This window comes from Bacillus pretiosus, assembly GCF_052947655.1.
Window position 1 is genome coordinate 364513 of the sequence record NZ_CM129593.1, and the last position, 18103, is coordinate 382615.

The window sequence follows — 18103 nt, forward strand, 5'->3', positions numbered from 1 at the left end:
TCTTTTTTATTTGTAAAATAATACACTAGGTGATGAAATGGTACATACATATTTAGGTGAGACGATTAATTTTCATATAACTTATAAAAAGAAAAAATCGGTGCGTCTTTTTGTAGATTCGTACGGAAATGTGGAAGTGCAGGCTCCAAAGGGAACACCTGTTGAATACTTAGTCCAGTTGCTAGAGGAGAAGTGGGAGTGGATTCAGAAAACACGTAAGGAAATGCAGGAGCGAGCGCTTGGACCACAGGAAAAGGATTATGATCAAGGAGAGGGTTTTCTGTATTTAGGGAATACGTATCCGATACAGATCTCCCAAGATGCAAGTATTACGCAAGACAATGCAGTGTTTGAAGAAGATAAGCTACATATTTATGTGAAAGAGCTTAAGGATGAGAAAATCCAACAAGCGTTAAAACGATTTTACTATAAGCAGTGTAAGTCATTAGTAGAGAAGAGTATTAAAGCACATCAAAGTAACTTCAAAACAAAACCGCGTTCTATACGTATTACAGATAGTAGCCGCACATGGGGCACTTGTGATTCAAATTTACAGCTAACATTCAATTGGAAGCTAGCGATGGCACCACAGCGAGTACTTGATTATGTAGTTGTTCATGAAATGTGCCATATGGTTCATTTAAATCATGATCGCTCTTTTTGGCGTCTTGTCGGGAAGATAATGCCTGATTATAAGGAAATGGAAAACTGGTTAGCGTTATCTAGTTGGAAGATGACGGTTTAGTGGTGAAATTTATATAGGTTGCGATTATTGTCAATACTTGTCGGTAAGTCGATATAATTCAAAAATCGCTGATATATTTGAAATTGCGCCGATATATATCGAAAATCGCTGATATATTTGGAGTTGCAATCGATATGTTCAATGAAGAGAAAGTAAAAGGAGATGTCACAGCAGACATCTCCTTTTTTTCAGGTATATAAATCATCGTCCAAACTTCACAACAAAATCTCCGTCTACTTTCTCCATTCCATACCCACGATAACCGTTCGAAAGTAAAGCTTGCTGTCCAACAGCATCACTCATCGGAACACTCTTAACATCCGTCCAATTTCTTTTCTTGCTTCCACGCAATTCCTTCACAAACACATACCGCATACTACCACTATACTTCTCCTTCAATGCAGCAATCTCCATTCCTTGCGAAAACTTATCTTTTAAACTTGGAATGTTAAAAGGAGCAACGGTGCAGCAAACATAGTCGTACTGGCCATCTTCTTTTTGTAATTCGTCCATGATGACTGTCGCTAATATTTTTTGGATCCCATTTCCTCGGCTGTTCGGGTGAACATTTGAAATTTCTTGATAGATGACGCGATGTAGTTCGCTTTCTGCTATGCCAATATCAAGTCCTAAATGTTCGTCGTCGATAGGAGGAACGAGTAGGGCACGAAATGCGATGAGTTCGTTTTCGATAAAAGCACCGATCATCATGCCGTTTCCTTCTAGAATGTATTGAAATTCTTCTAGCGAGAGTGGCTGTAAGCGACTTTTATCCTCTAGCGCCTCAACTACAACGTTTTGTAGTGATAAGGTTTGTTCAATGTTCTCTAGTGTTAGTAATGTAACGTGAAATGGTTCGTTATTTTGTTTTAATGATCCTTTGTATAGAACTGTCATGCGTTAGTCCTCCTTTAGCGTACAACGTCTTGAAAGACGGTTAGTTCTTGTAATGTATTTTGGTTTATTTCAATGCCAAGTCCTGGCTTTTCGTTTAAGCGAATAAATGGTACGTCGTAATGTAAGTTTCCGATGTCTTTCGTGAACTTTAATGGACCTGTTAGCTCGACGCTCGTAATAATTTTTTTCGAGAAAGCGACATGGAATCCTGCGGAAGAGGCAACGGATGATTCGACCATGGATCCAACTTGGCATTCAATGCCTGCCATTTCTGCTTGATGAGCGAGTTTTACAGCGGGATATATGCCGCCGCATTTCATTAGTTTTATATTTACTTTATCAGCCGCGTCTAATTTAATGATTTGGCGCATTTCACGAGAACCTTTTAATCCTTCATCAATCATAAGCGGAAGGTCTGTTTTAGAACGAATGTGAGCCATTGCGTCAATATCGTCTGCGAAAACAGGCTGTTCAATCCAGTCGATGCTTAAATGACCTAATGAACGAAGTGCCGCTAATGTGTTGGCGCTATTTTTCCATCCTTGGTTTACATCAACGCGAATCGCAATATCATTTCCTACACGTTCACGTACAGCTTCAATTCTTTTTACATCCTCTTTTACATTCGTACCGACTTTCATTTTGAAAGATTGGTAACCTTTTTGAATCATGGAAGCAGCTTCTTCAGCCATGTCTTCAGGTTCGGCGATACTTAAGACGTGAGTGACAGGGAAGTCTTCATGGTAGCGTCCGCCAATTAATTGATATACAGGTTGATTTAGTTTTTTGCCCATTATATCAAAACAAGCAATATCTATTGCGGCTTTTGCAGTAGGAACACCGTAAATGGTATTGTTCATCATATCGTGTATTTTCTCGATATTCATTGGATTTTGCCCGATGAGCGCAGGAGCAAGTGTATGTTTTAAAGTATGGAAAGTACTTTCCCATGATTCGCCTGTAACGTGATCATCAGCAACGCCCTCACCGTAACCGATAATGCCTTCATCTGTTTCCATTTTGACGATAATAGAAGGCATGTCAGAATAAGAACCATAACTAATAACAAACGGATCGCGAAGTGGTAAACGAATTGCGTAAAGATGAATAGCTGTAATTTTCATTAGGTAGAGACCCCTTCCTGTTTACAATAGTTTTGTACATTTGATATAGTTGACGTTAAATAGTCGTTAATTAATGATAAGGAGTTAAAGAAATGATGATAAAAATTGCAGTTGTCGGTTCAAAAGAGTTTATGGAGAATCTTTTACCTATTGCTCATAAACTAGAAGAAATAGAGATTGATCCATATATTTACCTTCATCCGGCGGAATCTTCTGAACTTTTAAAGCGTTTAAAGCCTTGTGATTTCATCTTTTTCTCAGGTGCTTTACCTTATTATATGGCAAAAGAAATAAGAGAACAATTACGAATTCCAAGTACGTACTTACAGCAAGACGAGACAACTGTCGCATCTTCCATTCTTTCTGTCATGTATCACCAACGTATTCAACCACATAAAATTTCAATTGATTTAGTAGACCGCTCATTCATTACAAATGTGTTCCATGATATCGGTATAAAAGAAAATCCACAAGTGTTAGATTATGAAAATATGCTGTGGAGTAAAGATGAAATAAATAGAGTTATTGATTTTCATGTAACTAAATATCAATCTGGAGATGCTCATTTAGCTTTAACTAGTATTCACGCTGTCTATGATGAACTTCAAAAAATAGGTATTCCTTCAGAGCGTATGATAGATCCGAAGCAATCCATTATACATGGGTTAAAAGATGCGAAAATAAAAGCTGAGTTAGCAAAAAGCCATTCAGCTACTGTTGGTGCTTGTATGATTTCTTCTTTAGAATTACGAGAAGGTTTGCTTGAGCAATTAGATGCTATTTCAAAAGAACTACGGGGTTCATTTAAAAAAGTTGATGAAATGACGTTCATTTTGTATACGACTCGTGGTGATATTGAATCGATTATAAAAACAAATATGATAAATAATTTATTTGCGAGTATAGAAGGAACAATAGCTATTGGATTTGGTTACGGAAAAACTGTGAAAGAAGCGGAGCAAAATGCTAAAATTGCTCAAAGTTTCGCGAAGAATAATCCAATAGACCACTGTTTTTATATACTAACAAGTGATAAAGAACTATTTGGTCCGTTCCCGAAAGAACAGAGAGTACAAAGTTTGAAGAATGACAACCCAGAACTCATGAAAATAGCGAAGGAAACGAAACTTAGTCCAGCCAACTTGTCAAAAATTATTCAATTTAGTCAATCACATCCATCATTGAAGTTTACAGCAGCGGATCTTTCTGAATACTTACAAGTGACTCGCCGATCAACAGAAAGGTTATTAAAGAAACTAGTTGATTATGGGTATGCTCATATTTGCGGCGAGGAAATGCCCTATCAACAAGGGCGCCCTCGCGCAATATATGAAATGAATTTACCGGTATCTCTAAGCTTCTAGTTGAGCCTTTTGTTTTTTTAGTAGTTCCGCTTTTTCAATGTCTGATAGTTTCGTAATTGTGAGACCAGTTATGCCGTAAATGATTGAAATAATAGGTACGATGAAATTCAATATAGCATAAGGAGCATATTCGAATGCGCCAACTCCAAGTGTTGCGAGTATAAATACACCACATGTATTCCAAGGTACGAAAACAGAAGTTAATGTTCCGCCATCTTCTAATGCTCTGGATAAATTTTTAGAATGTAGTCCTTTTTCTGTGTATGCATTTGCGTACATTCTTGAAGGAACAACAATCGAAATATATTGTTCAGAGCAAGTAAGGTTGGTTGCAAAGCAAGATGCGATAGTAGAAGCGATAAGTCCTTTTGCTGATGTCGCTAATTTTAAAATTTGATTTACAATTGCGCGAAGAATACCAGTATGTTCTAATACTCCTCCAAAGGTCATAGCGACAATTGTCATCGAAACTGTATTCATCATCGAATTTAAGCCACCGCGGTTAAAGAGTTCGTCTACTAGCTTGTTGCCAGTGTCTATGACAAATCCATTTTGGAGTGCACCGACAGACGCGGAGACAGAACCACCTTGAATAAAGACTTGTGATAAAAATCCTAAAATTATACCTACGAGAATAGCTGGTATAGCAGGAACTTTTTTAGCGACCAATACCATAACGACTACAGGTATGATTAGTAGGAAAGGGGAGATAACAAAGTTTTGTTGCAATACTTGTAACGTTTGATCGATACCTTTTGCATCAATATTGTTAGCGCCAAAATTTCTTCCTAAGAATGCATAAACGATAAGAGTAATAATTAAACCTGGAATTGTAGTAAATAACATATGACGAATATGTGTGAATAAATCTGTATTTGTTAATCCTGCGGCTAAGTTTGTTGTGTCTGAAAGCGGTGACATTTTATCGCCGAAGTAAGAACCGGAAATGATAGCACCGGCAACCATTGGAGCTGGGATTCCCATACTTAGGCCAATTCCCATTCCTGCAACACCAATTGTTCCCATTGTAGACCAAGAGCTACCGATAGCTAATGCAACAATAGAACAAATAATTGTAATTGAAACTAAAAATAGTGATGGAGTTAAAAGATTTAAACCGTAATAAATCATTGTTGCGACGATTCCGCCGCCAATCCAAGCACCAATCGTTAAACCTACTAGAATAATGATAACGATAGCGGGTAATGCGAGGCGAATTCCTTTATACATTGCTTCTTCAATATCGTGCCATTTGTAACCGTAACGCCAAGCGACGATAGAAGCAACGGTTGTACCGATAATAAGTGGGACGTGAGGGCTTTGTTTTAATACAACAATTGTAACCATCATAACTGCAACTGTAATGATAATAGGGATTATTGCTACGCCAAAAGGTATTTCTTTTTTCATAAATTGCCTCCTCATTATGTATGTTTGTATTTTTAGAATTGTCGCAAAATAGACGTTATTAAATTATAATAACTAAAAATTGATATGAGCGTCAATAAAAAACAGAAAATAAGGAATGTTCTATCGTTATAAAGTGAGTGGAAATAAGTTGTCGATCGTATTTAAAAATAAATAATTGACTTTTTTCTTAAAATTCAATATGTTCATAAAAACATCTGTTTTTCATAAGTATAATTAACCTGAATGGTTTTGGAATTTGGGAAGGAGAATGTAGCTTTGAAAACATTAGAACTACAAGAGCGGTTAACTGAAATTTTTCAGCATTTACATGAAAACCCTGAAGTGAGTTGGAAAGAGTATGAAACGACAGCGTATATTACTAACTTTTTAAAAGAAGAAGGAATTTCATATAAAATATTTGATGATTGCCCAGGCGTGATTGCTGAAATTGGAAGCGGAAATCCAGTTATTGCAATTCGTGCCGATATGGATGCACTTTGGCAAGAAGTGGACGGAGAGTTTAAAGCGAATCATTCATGTGGTCACGATGCTCATATGACAATTGTGATGGGGCTTATTTTACAATTGAAAAATATGAGATGGGATAGTGGAACGGTTAGATTTATTTTTCAGCCGGCAGAGGAAAAAGGAAATGGTTCTTTAAAGATGGTAGAGAAGGGTGCCGTGGATGATGCTGACTTCTTATTTGGTGTTCATCTAAGACCGATTGAAGAACTACCTTTGAAACAAGCTGCCCCATCTATTCGTCACGGAGCAGCAGGATTTTTAGAAGGAACGATTCATGGAGATGATGCACATGGGGCACGCCCACATCAAGGGATAAATGCAATTGATGTCATTTCTATGATCAATATCGGTTTGAAAAATATATGGCTACCACCGCAAAGCTCATATTCAGTGAAGATGACAAGGTGCCAGGCTGGCGGGGATAATTTGAATATTATTCCGGGTAACGGCCATTTTAGCTTAGATGTTAGGGCAGAGAGTAATACATTATTAGAAGAATTGAAGAAAAAAATAGAACATGTAATAGAATCGGCCGCATCTATGGGATCGAAAACTTCATACAAATGGATCGACCTTGCACCAGGAGCTGAAGTGTCAGAAGAAGCTGAGCGCTTTATGCGAAAAGGCATTCTTGAAGTGTACGGGGAAGAGGGATGCACTGGACCACTGTATACGACAGGAAGCGATGATTTCCATTACTACACAGTGAAGAGACCACATTTAAAAGCTGTCATGCTTGGACTAGGTGCCAACCTACAACCTGGATTACACCATCCGTATATGAAGTTCGATCATAGTTGTATTATGGATGGAGTAGAAATATTGAAACAAACTGTATTGAAAGTATTAGAGGACAGGGGCTAGATAGCTCCTGTTTTTTTGTAGGAATGTGTCGTTAAGTCGATATATTGAAAAAATCGTTGATATATTCTAAGTTACGATAGATATATTCAGAAAATCATTCATATAATTTCACGTATCAGTTAACTTGATGCAAAATGAGTCTTCAGTACATGGTGTATAATAATAAGTACCATTTTCTAATAGGAGAAGACGAATGAACGAACAATATTACGATGCAGTATTACATATAAAAACTGTCGGTGAGCAAAAGGGTTTTAACAAGTCTATGCATTATCACCGTTATGAACCGACGCCATATAGCGGATTAGATGAGTTATTGAATCAATATGAAATAAGAAGTAGCGACCGGGTTGTAGATTTTGGATGCGGAAAAGGACGATTAAATTTTTACATGCACCATAAGTGTGGTGCTTCAGCAGTTGGAATTGAAATGAATGAAGAGTTTTATAAAGAAGCAATGGATAATTTTGAGCGCTATGCACGAAAGGTAAGAAACAGTAAAGATAAAATTGGGTTTGAATGCTGTTTAGCGCAAGAATATGAGATTGATCCACGTGATAATCGGTTTTATTTTTTTAATCCATTTTCTGTACAAGTGTTTATGAACGTAGTAAATAACATTTTGCTTTCGGTAGAGGAAACAGAGAGAGAAGTAGATATTATTTTATACTATCCTTCTGAAGATTATATTTTCTTCTTAGAGAACCAGACTACGTTTGAGCTGAAGAGAGAAGTAAGGTTGCCAGGTGCTTATGAGAAGAATGGGAATGAGAGGTTTTTAGTTTATACATTAAGATTATAAAAAAAGCAGGTGCCAAGGCACCTGCTTTTTTTTACTCACGTCTATATAATTAGTTACGGATTAAGTAATCAAATGCACCTAAAGCTGCGTTTGCACCTGAACCCATAGAGATGATGATTTGTTTGTACGGATTATTTGTACAGTCACCTGCAGCAAACACTCCTGGTACGTTTGTAGCGCCGTGCTTGTCTGTTACGATTTCACCGCGAGCGCGTTCAACTGTTTCGCCTAACCAGTCTGTGTTTGGCACAAGACCGATTTGTACGAATACACCTTGTAATTCAACGTGATGAACTTCTTCAGTTTCACGATCGATGTAAGAAATACCGTTTACTTTATCAGTACCAGTGATTTCTTTCGTTTGAACGTTTTTCAGAACAGTTACGTTTGGTAAGCTGTTAAGACGCTCTTGTAATACAGCATCAGCTTTTAATTCTGGCATGAATTCAAGAACAGTTACGTGCTTAACGATACCTGCTAAGTCGATAGCTGCTTCAATACCAGAGTTACCTCCGCCGATAACTGCTACGTCTTTTCCGATGAATAATGGACCGTCACAGTGTGGGCAGTATGCTACACCTTTATTTTTGAACTCAGCTTCACCTGGTACGCCAACGTTACGCCAGCGAGCACCTGTTGAAACGATTACGCTTTTACTTTTCAGAATAGCGCCGTTTTCAAGTTCCACTTCAATAAGTTCTTTTTTCTCTAAACGTTTTGCACGTTGTAGATTCATTACATCGATGTCGTATTCTTTTACGTGCTCTTCAAGGCTTGCTACTAGCTTAGGACCTTCAGTGCGTTTTACGCTGATGAAGTTCTCAATGCCCATAGTATCCATTACTTGACCACCGAAGCGCTCAGCAACGATACCAGTGCGGATGCCTTTACGTGCTGCATAAATTGCTGCACTTGCACCAGCAGGGCCGCCACCAACAACAAGAACATCGTATGGATCTTTATCAGAAAGCTCTGATGCATCTGGACCGTTACCCATTTTAGCTAAAATTTCTTCAAGTGTCATACGACCGCTTCCGAAAGATTCGCCGTTTAGGAAAACTGTTGGTACTGCCATGATGTCTTTGCTTTCTACTTCCTCTTTGAATGCAGCGCCATCAATCATAGTATGTGTAATACCAGAGTTTAGAACGCTCATTACGTTAAGAGCTTGTACAACATCAGGACAGTTATGACAACTTAGGCTGATATAAGATTCAAAATGATATTCGCCTTGAATGTTTTTAATTTGATCGATTAATTTTTGTTCAACTTTTGGAGCGCGTCCACTTACTTGTAGTAAAGCTAACACTAATGAAGTAAATTCGTGTCCTAATGGAATACCAGCGAATACGACACCAGTGTCTTCACCAGGGCGATTTACGCTAAAGCTTGGTGTTCTCTCTAATTCAACTTTTTCTACTGTAATCTTAGATGACATAGTAGCTAATTCGTCTACTAGAGCTAACATATCTTTAGATACGTCGTCGTCTCCAGCGCTTACTTTAAGTAAAATATCGTTCTCCATTAACTGAAGGTATTGGGATAGTTGTGTTTTTATATCTGCATCTAGTATCATTTTGATCGAACTCCTTAGATTTTGCCTACAAGGTCAAGGCTTGGTTTAAGTGTTGCAGAACCCTCTTGCCATTTAGCTGGGCAAACTTCACCTGGGTTGTTACGTACGTATTGAGCTGCTTTAATTTTGTTAACAAGAATGCTTGCGTCACGGCCGATACCGTCAGCATTGATTTCCATAGATTGGATAACGCCGTCTGGATCGATGATGAATGTACCACGAGCAGCAAGACCTTCTTCTTCCATTAAAACGTTGAAGTTTGTAGTGATTGTGCGAGTTGGGTCACCAATCATAATGTATTCGATTTTGCCGATAGTTTCTGAGCTATCATGCCATGCTTTGTGAGTGAAGTGAGTGTCTGTAGATACAGAGTATACTTCAACGCCTAAGTCTTTAAGAGTTGCATATTGATTTTGTAAGTCTTCAAGTTCAGTTGGGCAAACGAATGTGAAGTCAGCTGGGTAGAAACAAACTACACTCCATTTTCCTTTTAAACTTTCGTCAGTAACTTGGATAAATTCTCCATTATGGTAAGCATTAGCTTTAAACGGTTTTACTTCTGTGCCGATTAATAACATATTAAAATTCCTCCTAAATGTTGGTTTTGAGCATCAAAAAATAGTGTGCTCATAAAATATATTTTTTAATTAACTATAATAATTCTAATTCGATATTAATTATCATATAGAAGTGGTTATTTTGTCAAGAGAATAAACCAACTTTATATCAATTTAATTAATATTTATTCTCAATTAAGGTTGTTAGAGAATTAAAAGGTAGTTTTCATGTAATCGATTTTCAACGAGTATGTAAAAGAGTAGTGCGTATGTTAGAGACATGGTGTAAGTATAAATTGTTAGGAAGGGAATATTTCTTAGAAGTTGTGGATTTGAAAAGGGATTGCTTATTTCTATTTTACAAAGAATTGTGCGATAAATAAAATAAAATGAATTAGAATCTTTTTGAACATTTTTTGTCATCTAAAATATATAATTAGGAAGCATATTGCAGTGATATAGAAACATTGACTCAAGATGTTAACAAGATATAATAAAATCTAGATATACCTTTCAAAAAGAAGAAGATATAATATAGGATAAAAATTTTTCAACCTATTATTTTTTATAGCTTTTAGAAAACGCTTACAATTAGTGTGGAGGGGAAACCATGTCTAAGTTCACAAAGTATTTTTTAATGGAAGCTAACGATGTGATTGTATATGTGAAAGAGAAATTATGTGAGTTTGAGGATGCAAAGGGGTTACAGTGTAAAGAAATAGGCGATGGTAATTTAAATTATGTATTCCGCGTTTGGGATGAGCAGAAGAATATTTCTGTCATTGTAAAGCAAGCTGGGGATACAGCAAGGATTTCAGATGAGTTTAAGTTGTCGACGAATCGTATTCGTATAGAATCAGATGTTTTGCAGTTAGAGGAGGAGTTAGCACCTGGGCTTGTTCCAAAGGTATATTTGTTTGATAGTGTGATGAATTGTTGCGTAATGGAAGATTTATCAGACCACACAATATTACGTACAGCACTTATAAATCATCAAATATTTCCGAGGCTTGCTGACGATGTAACGACTTTTTTGGTAAACACACTTTTATTAACATCGGATGTTGTAATGAATCATAAAGAGAAGAAGGAGCTTGTAAAAAACTATATAAATCCTGAATTATGTGAGATTACAGAAGACCTCGTATACGCTGAGCCATTTACAAATCATAATAAGCGTAACGAGTTATTTCCGCTAAATGAAGGATGGATTAGAGAGCATATTTATAGTGATAAAGAGCTTCGTATGGAAGTAGCAAAACGTAAGTTTTCTTTTATGACGAATGCACAGGCACTTATTCATGGTGATCTGCATACTGGTTCCGTTTTTGTGAAAAATGATTCCACGAAGATTATTGATCCTGAGTTTGCCTTTTATGGACCGATGGGATATGACGTTGGGAATGTAATGGCGAATTTAATGTTTGCTTGGGTGAATGCAGATGCGACTATGAAGCCTGGGGCTGAGAAAGATGCGTATATGGGTTGGCTACAATCGACAATGGTAGAGGTAATTGATTTATTTAAGAAGAAGTTTTTAAATGCTTGGAATATTCATGTGACCGAGATTATGGCGAAGGAAGAAGGCTTTAACGAAGTATATTTACAATCTGTATTAGAGGATACAGCTGCAGTGACGGGCCTTGAGTTAATTCGTCGTATTGTTGGGCTAGCGAAAGTAAAGGATATTACTTGTATCGAGAATGAGGAAGCACGTGCCAGAGCAGAACGTATTTGTCTTCAAGTAGCGAAGAAATTTATTTTACGGGCTAATCAATATAAAACAGGCACAAGTTTTGTAGAAACGTTAAAAGAACAGTCAATGCACTACGCGAAGTAAGGGGAGAAGATGATGGAAGAGCAATTAATACCCATTCAGTGGAAAGATGATTCTTTAATTTTATTAGATCAAACATTATTACCGAATGAGGTTGTCTATGAATCTTTCAAGACAGCTGAAAGCGTGTGGGATGCCATTCAAGTAATGAAAGTAAGAGGAGCACCAGCGATTGGTGTTTCGGCAGCGTATGGTGTGTGTTTAGGAATAAAGGAAGTTATTCAAAGTAAGATGGAAGACTTTATAGAGGAAGTCAAAAAGGTATGTGCATATTTGGCAACATCAAGGCCAACAGCAGTAAATTTATTTTGGGCACTTGAAAGAATGGAGACAGTCGCGACAGAGAACTCACATTTATCAATCGGCCAGTTGAAAGATAGATTACTAGAAGAGGCAAAAGAGATTCATAGAGAAGATGAAGAAATTAACCGTCAAATCGGAGAACATGCATTAACGTTATTCCATGATGGAATGGGAGTGTTAACACATTGTAATGCTGGTGCGTTAGCGACGACTAAGTATGGGACTGCGACAGCTCCAATGTACTTAGCGAAAGAAAAAGGATGGGACTTAAAAATCTTTTCGGATGAAACACGTCCTAGATTACAAGGTTCAACGTTAACAGCATTAGAACTACAGCGAGCGGGGATTGATGTTACTGTCATTACGGATAATATGGCAGCTATGGTCATGTCACAAGGGAAGATTGAGGCGGTAATCGTTGGGTGCGACCGTGTGGCAGCAAACGGTGATGTAGCAAATAAAATTGGGACATTAGGCGTATCTATTTTAGCAAAATACTACAACATTCCGTTTTATGTAGCAGCACCAACACCGACAATCGACTTAAAAACAAAGGCAGGAAAAGAAATTCCAATCGAGGAAAGAGATGCTTCTGAAGTGATTAATCGCTTCGGACAATATTCTGCTCCGAAAGAAAGTAAAGTATATAATCCGGCATTTGATGTCACACCACATGAAAATGTAACAGCGATTATTACGGAAAAAGGGATTGTAAAAGCACCGTTTACGGAGAACTTAAAAAAGCTATTTCAATAAGTAGATAGATTTAAAAAGTCAGTCATCATAAGCTTCATACTTAGGGGGATGTATATGTTATTACAAAAAGAAAGAGAAGAAATTGTAGCGTATGGAAAGAAAATGATTTCTAGCGGTTTAACAAAGGGGACAGGCGGCAATATTAGTATTTTCAATCGTGAACAAGGTCTTGTTGCGATTAGCCCAAGTGGTTTAGAGTATTATGAAACAAAACCTGAAGATGTAGTTATATTAAACTTAGATGGTGAAGTGGTAGAGGGAGAGAGAAAACCGTCAAGCGAGCTCGATATGCACCTTATATATTATAGAAATCGTGAAGATATAAATGCGCTTGTGCATACACATTCACCTTATGCGAAGACAATTGCATCATTAGGGTGGGAGCTTCCTGCTGTATCATATTTAATTGCTTTCGCAGGCCCGAATGTACGCTGTGCACCGTATGAAACATTTGGTACGAAGCAATTAGCAGATGCTGCTTTTGAAGGCATGATTGATCGCCGTGCCGTTTTACTTGAGAACCACGGTTTAATTGCAGGTGCAAATAACATAAAAATGGCGTTTACTGTTGCAGAAGAAATTGAGTTTTGTGCGCAAATTTATTATCAAACGAAAAGCGTCGGAGAGCCGAAGCTATTGCCAGAAGATGAGATGGCGAATTTGGCGAAGAAGTTTGAAGGGTATGGGCAGCAGTAAATGAAGAAACACCCTCAAGATTTCACTCTTGAGGGTGTTTCTATGCCTTCTTAAGCAACAAATACATAAAGTAAGGAGCACCAATTAAAGCAACGACAATACCTGCTGGGATGCCATTAGGATCAACGATGTTTCGTCCGATTGTGTCTGCTAATAGCAATAGCCATCCGCCGATTAAAAGGGCGATAGGCATGAAAATTTGATGTCTTGGACCTACTAAAGATTTCGCGATATGAGGAGCCATTAGTCCGATAAAGCTAATTCCTCCTGTTACGGAAACAGCTGCAGCTGCAAGCGCAACGGCTGCAACTAATAAGTATCTGCGTTCTTTTTCAATTTCAATTCCAACACCGATTGCGACTGGCTCGTTTAATGCTAGAATGTTTAATCGATTTGCTTTATAGAAAACGAATGGAATTAATACGATTAACCATGGGAGCATTGCTAAAACGAAGATCCAGTCATCTCCCCAAATATTTCCGGCAATCCATTTTGAAATAAAGTCCACTTTCATACGATCAGCGGATGAAATAAGGACAATCATCATTCCAGATAGTGCAAATGCAAAACCGATACCAGTTAATGTTAATCGTATTGGCTGAAGTCCAGTTGATTTACTATATGAAAATACGTAAATTAGAACAGCTGTCAGAAAAGCCCCGATAAATCCAACGACAGGTAGTAAATAAAGGAATGAACCTACATCTATTGGAAAGTATAAAAAGAAAATAGCAACAGCAACACCGGCCCCAGAGTTGATTCCGAGAATACCAGGTTCAGCTAAATCATTTCGAGTAATTCCTTGCAGAATAGCCCCTGATAAAGCGAGAGCCATACCAGCTAATAATGTAATAACAATTCTAGGTAGTCTTAAAGAGTATAAAACAAACTCCTCTTTAAAAGTCCCCTGTCCCATTAATGTTGGGAGTAGTCGATCATAAGATAAAGATGCTGAACCAAGTCCCATTCCAACTACAATGGTGGTGATGGTCAGTATTAGTAAAGCGAGTATAATAAGACGTTGTTTTCTTAGAATAGATTGCATCATGAGAATGTTTTTCCTCCTTTACGTACAACGAATAGGAAGAATGGCAGCCCTACAATTGCGACAATAGCGGCAACTGGTGTTTCGTATGGAGCGTTAATAGTACGTCCGATTGTATCTGCAAGTAGCATAAAGGAAGCTCCAGCAATTGCTGACATCGGTATAACAAATCGGTAATCTGGACCGACAATTGGGCGTACCATGTGAGGTACCATTAAACCGATAAATGCCATATTTCCGACAAGCGCTACAGAAGCACCAGCAAGTAAGATAATAATGATAAATAGAATGGTTTTAATAACAATAATTTTTTGACCTAGTCCAATAGCCACTTCTTCACTGAAACTAAGAATTGTCAATTTTTTTGCTAGTAAGATAGCGATAAAGATACTAATTGAAATGACTGGAATAATAATTTTTAATTGGCTCCAAGTAGTTCCAATTACGCCCCCAGCAGTCCAAAGTGATACATCTTGTGAAATTTTGAAGTAAATGCCGACTCCTTCTGAAATTGCGAGTAGAAATGCTGAAACGGCAGCACCGGCTAATACAATTCGAAGAGGGGATAGCCCGCCTTTTTTCACCATACCAATTCCAAATACCATAATTGCGCCAATTGCAGCACCAATAAAGCAAGCAAATGTTAAGTAAAGATAGCTGATGGAAGGATTGAAAGCAAGTGTCAGTGCAAGCGCAGCATTTGCTCCACCAGATAGCCCTAATAATCCAGGATCTGCAAGTGGATTTCGTGTTAATCCTTGCATAATTGCTCCAGAAACAGCAAGTCCAGCTCCTACAAAAATAGCAGCAACTTCACGTGGCAAACGTATTTCGCGAATAATAGATATTTTGTCCCCTTTAGCGGAGGAAGTAAGTGCTAACCATACGTCTTTTATTGAAGTATCTGCAGCACCTAATACCATTGCTACCATAAAAATAAGAAAGAATGCAATTATGCTCAAAATTAGTTTGTATGTAAAAGCTATAGAACGTGGATTGTCGTGATCTTTTGTCATTCGTTTCACATCTTTTCTGTTCATAGAATAAAGGAAGAGGAATTCTTAAATTAAGAATTCCTCATGTTTGTATTATTTACCAAGAAAGCTTTTCTTGAAGAAGTCTAGTTGGAAATCTAATGTAAGTGGATCATTGAAATAGAATTCCATCATGTTTGCTTCGTATACGCGATTATTTTTTACTGCTGGGATGTTTTTATATGATTCTGTCTCTTGGAATGAGTTATCAGTATCTTTGTTTTTACTTACGATTAAGTAATCACCAGCAAACTCAGGTAATACTTCAGTAGATAATGCGTAGTAACCTTCTTTTAATGCTTTTTCTTTTACTTTTTCAGGCATTTTTAATTTCATTTCTTGGTATAGAATTTCTGTTCCACGGCCCCAGTTTTCGCCGTATACATAAAGCTGTTTGTTGAAGTTTTCTACAACAGAAACTGTTGCATCTTCACCGATTTTTGCTTTAATTTCTTTACCAGCGTCCTGTGCACGTTTCTTGAAGTCATCAACCCAAGTTTTTGCTTCTTTTTCTTTGTTTAATAATTTACCGATTTCTAAATGCTGTGTTAAGTAATCAACTTTTCCGTAAGTGTACGTTACAGTAGGAGCGATCTTCTTTAACTTATCAACATTTTTAATATTTGATAAACCAATGATTAAATCTGGATTTAGTTCAGCGATTTTTTCAACGTTTTCATCTGATACTTCAGCAACATCTTTAAGTTTGCTATCAAAGCGTGGGTTTTGTTTAGACCATGAATCTACCCCAACAAGATTTACATCTAATGACATTACGTTACCAGCGAATGATGATAAAACAACAACACGTTTTGGATTTGCAGGAACTTCTACTTTACCATTTTCAGATTGGTATGTAATTGTTTCTGATTTACTACCTTTTGCATCGTTCTTTTTGTCTGTAGAGCCATTGCTACAAGCGCTCATAACAAGAACGAAAAGAACTGTTAGTGAAATAAATAACTTTTTCATTGTCTTTCTCCTTTAACATAGATGATATTTGTATATAATAATTTGTTTAACTGCAATCTTTTTGAAAGAGTAGTGGTAATGCAAAATGCTTATTAAAAATCTTGGATATGAGATTCTACAATATAGTATTAACCATATTAATAAAAGAAGATGTAATCTCAAATTTACTAATTATTAACAAAATGATAATGATTATCACTATTGATTCTTTAAATAATATAATTTTATATAGGTGTATTGTCAATAGTAATTTTGATTGTAAATTTTGCGGAAACAGGTTATATTTTATTGAGAATGATAATCAATGACTAGTAGCTGAGGAGTGACACGAATGAATCAAGAAGAATTGTTTGATGTAACTGTGATAGGCGGAGGGCCTGCAGGGCTTTATTCAGCTTTTTATAGTGGACTCAGAGAGATGAAAACGAAAATAATAGAATTTCAACCACAGTTAGGTGGAAAAATACATGTTTATCCAGAGAAGATGATTTGGGATGTAGGAGGGCTGCTGCCAGTTACAGGTGATAAATTAATTGAACAACTTGTACAGCAAGGGCTAACATTTAAGCCAGAAGTGGTATTAAATACAAAAGTAGAATCGATTATTCGTAACGAAGATGGCACTTTTACGTTAAAAGCAAGCACTGGAGAAGAACATTTTTCAAAAACAGTTATCGTCGCAACTGGAAGTGGTATATTGAAACCTCAAAAGTTATCAATTGAAGGTGCTGAGCGATTTGAAGTATCTAATTTAAATTATACAGTGAAATCTTTAAAGCGTTTCAAAGGTAAGACGGTCATTATTTCCGGCGGAGGAAATTCTGCTGTTGATTGGGCAAATGAATTAGAACCAATTGCGAAAAAAGTGTATGTAACATATAGAAAAGAAGAATTATCTGGTCATGAAGCACAAGTAAAACAACTGCTGAACAGCTCGGCGGAGTGTTTCTTTAATACATCGATTACAAAACTCATTGCTGGTGATAATCATGAAGCGATCGAATATGTAGAATTAACGAATCATGAAACAAGTGAAATTTCACATTTACCTATTGATGAAGTGATTATTAACCATGGATATGAACGTGACATTACGTTATTAGAAAATAGTGAGTTAGACGTTGCAATTATAGATAATTATTATATTGCAGGTAATGCGAATAGTGAGTCCTCTGTAGATGGATTATATGCTGCGGGAGATATTTTAAAGCACGAAGGGAAATTACACTTAATTGCGGGAGCATTCCAAGATGCTGGAAATGCTGTAAATAAAGCGAAACAATTTATTCAACCAGATGCAAGTGAGTACGGAATGGTTTCTTCGCATAATGAAGTATTTAAGAAGAGAAATCGTGAATTGATCAAGCAGATGATGAAATAATAAAGTTAAACTGTAATCAGTGGGGCTATTCCCAGCTGAGTATGGCCGCGCACTAATAGCGGGATAAAGAAACAAGTAACCCCCATTTACTTCTCTTCTCGAGTGACGAGAGAGGTAAATGGGGGTTTTCCTGTTTACTATATTTTCAATCATTGTAATGACACCGGTTTCATCAGTTCATGTGATATGAACGTTTTATTTGTAAATCTTCC

At 37.0% G+C, this 18103-nt stretch carries 16 protein-coding genes; 8 read left to right on the plus strand and 8 right to left on the minus strand.

Annotated elements, in window-relative coordinates; all coding sequences use genetic code 11:
* Nucleotides 1-37: 37 nt before the first annotated feature.
* Nucleotides 38-745 carry a M48 family metallopeptidase gene (locus ACU8YW_RS01950; RefSeq protein ID WP_426934235.1) on the plus strand — a complete coding sequence of 236 codons (708 nt, stop codon included), beginning with the start codon at nt 38-40 and terminating at the stop codon, nt 743-745.
* 201 nt (nt 746-946) lie between these two features.
* Here the strand turns inward: ACU8YW_RS01950 and ACU8YW_RS01955 are convergent, their stop codons facing one another.
* Together ACU8YW_RS01955 and ACU8YW_RS01960 are read right to left on the minus strand one after the other, a co-directional pair.
* A complete protein-coding gene (locus ACU8YW_RS01955) occupies nt 947-1642 on the minus strand; it encodes a GNAT family N-acetyltransferase (protein WP_097889283.1) in 696 nt (231 codons plus the stop codon).
* Between the two features lie 14 nt (nt 1643-1656).
* Nucleotides 1657-2766, minus strand: coding sequence for a mandelate racemase/muconate lactonizing enzyme family protein (locus tag ACU8YW_RS01960; protein WP_106383454.1), 1110 nt, complete (start codon nt 2764-2766; stop codon nt 1657-1659).
* Nucleotides 2767-2858: 92 nt separating this feature from the next.
* Here ACU8YW_RS01960 and ACU8YW_RS01965 point away from each other — a divergent pair, with 92 nt between their 5' ends.
* Nucleotides 2859-4130, plus strand: coding sequence for a transcriptional regulator (locus ACU8YW_RS01965; protein ID WP_106383453.1), 1272 nt, complete (start codon nt 2859-2861; stop codon nt 4128-4130).
* Here the strand turns inward: ACU8YW_RS01965 and nhaC are convergent.
* The gene (nhaC, locus tag ACU8YW_RS01970; protein WP_088061563.1) at nt 4119-5540 is read right to left on the minus strand and encodes a Na+/H+ antiporter NhaC; all 1422 of its coding nucleotides are present in this window, start codon (nt 5538-5540) and stop codon (nt 4119-4121) included. The two genes, ACU8YW_RS01965 and nhaC, sit on opposite strands and share 12 nt — an antisense overlap.
* Before the next feature lie 276 nt (nt 5541-5816).
* Between nhaC and ACU8YW_RS01975 the strand changes: the two genes are divergently transcribed.
* Complete coding sequence (locus ACU8YW_RS01975) at nt 5817-6932, plus strand: M20 peptidase aminoacylase family protein (protein WP_088061565.1); 1116 nt, start codon at nt 5817-5819, stop codon at nt 6930-6932.
* A 193-nt stretch (nt 6933-7125) separates the two neighbouring features.
* The gene (locus tag ACU8YW_RS01980) at nt 7126-7734 is read left to right on the plus strand and encodes an SAM-dependent methyltransferase (protein ID WP_088061567.1); all 609 of its coding nucleotides are present in this window, start codon (nt 7126-7128) and stop codon (nt 7732-7734) included.
* Between the two features lie 49 nt (nt 7735-7783).
* Here ACU8YW_RS01980 and ahpF read toward each other — a convergent pair whose 3' ends face one another.
* Both ahpF and ahpC read right to left on the minus strand, forming a co-directional pair.
* Entirely contained in the window at nt 7784-9310 is a 1527-nt protein-coding gene (ahpF, locus tag ACU8YW_RS01985) for an alkyl hydroperoxide reductase subunit F (RefSeq protein WP_000599491.1), read from the minus strand.
* Nucleotides 9311-9324: 14 nt separating this feature from the next.
* Nucleotides 9325-9888 (minus strand): alkyl hydroperoxide reductase subunit C, encoded by a 564-nt coding sequence (ahpC, locus tag ACU8YW_RS01990; protein ID WP_000924420.1) that lies wholly within the window; start codon nt 9886-9888, stop codon nt 9325-9327.
* Nucleotides 9889-10477: 589 nt separating this feature from the next.
* Between ahpC and mtnK the strand changes: the two genes are divergently transcribed.
* From mtnK to ACU8YW_RS02005, 3 genes are read left to right on the plus strand one after another with little or no spacing between them, the layout of a single operon-like run.
* Nucleotides 10478-11707, plus strand: coding sequence for an S-methyl-5-thioribose kinase (gene mtnK / locus ACU8YW_RS01995; protein ID WP_088061569.1), 1230 nt, complete (start codon nt 10478-10480; stop codon nt 11705-11707).
* A gap of 12 nt (nt 11708-11719) precedes the next feature.
* Nucleotides 11720-12763, plus strand: coding sequence for an S-methyl-5-thioribose-1-phosphate isomerase (mtnA, locus tag ACU8YW_RS02000; RefSeq protein ID WP_142291663.1), 1044 nt, complete (start codon nt 11720-11722; stop codon nt 12761-12763).
* A 54-nt stretch (nt 12764-12817) separates the two neighbouring features.
* Nucleotides 12818-13459 (plus strand): L-fuculose-phosphate aldolase, encoded by a 642-nt coding sequence (locus tag ACU8YW_RS02005; protein WP_000926561.1) that lies wholly within the window; start codon nt 12818-12820, stop codon nt 13457-13459.
* A 40-nt stretch (nt 13460-13499) separates the two neighbouring features.
* On the opposite strand, the gene ACU8YW_RS02010 is transcribed toward ACU8YW_RS02005, so the two are convergent.
* From ACU8YW_RS02010 to ACU8YW_RS02020, 3 genes are read right to left on the minus strand one after another with little or no spacing between them, the layout of a single operon-like run.
* Complete coding sequence (locus ACU8YW_RS02010) at nt 13500-14507, minus strand: FecCD family ABC transporter permease (protein ID WP_098091502.1); 1008 nt, start codon at nt 14505-14507, stop codon at nt 13500-13502.
* On the minus strand, nt 14504-15544 hold the full coding sequence (locus ACU8YW_RS02015) for a FecCD family ABC transporter permease (RefSeq protein WP_142293504.1): 1041 nt from the start codon (nt 15542-15544) through the stop codon (nt 14504-14506). Before ACU8YW_RS02015 ends, ACU8YW_RS02010 begins: the two co-directional genes overlap by 4 nt.
* Nucleotides 15545-15592: 48 nt before the next feature.
* Nucleotides 15593-16510: an iron-hydroxamate ABC transporter substrate-binding protein gene (locus ACU8YW_RS02020; RefSeq protein ID WP_000732569.1), complete on the minus strand. Its 918-nt coding sequence runs from the start codon at nt 16508-16510 to the stop codon at nt 15593-15595.
* Between the two features lie 331 nt (nt 16511-16841).
* Between ACU8YW_RS02020 and ACU8YW_RS02025 the strand changes: the two genes are divergently transcribed.
* On the plus strand, nt 16842-17891 hold the full coding sequence (locus ACU8YW_RS02025; protein WP_001070939.1) for an NAD(P)/FAD-dependent oxidoreductase: 1050 nt from the start codon (nt 16842-16844) through the stop codon (nt 17889-17891).
* The last annotated feature ends 212 nt before the right edge of the window (nt 17892-18103 follow it).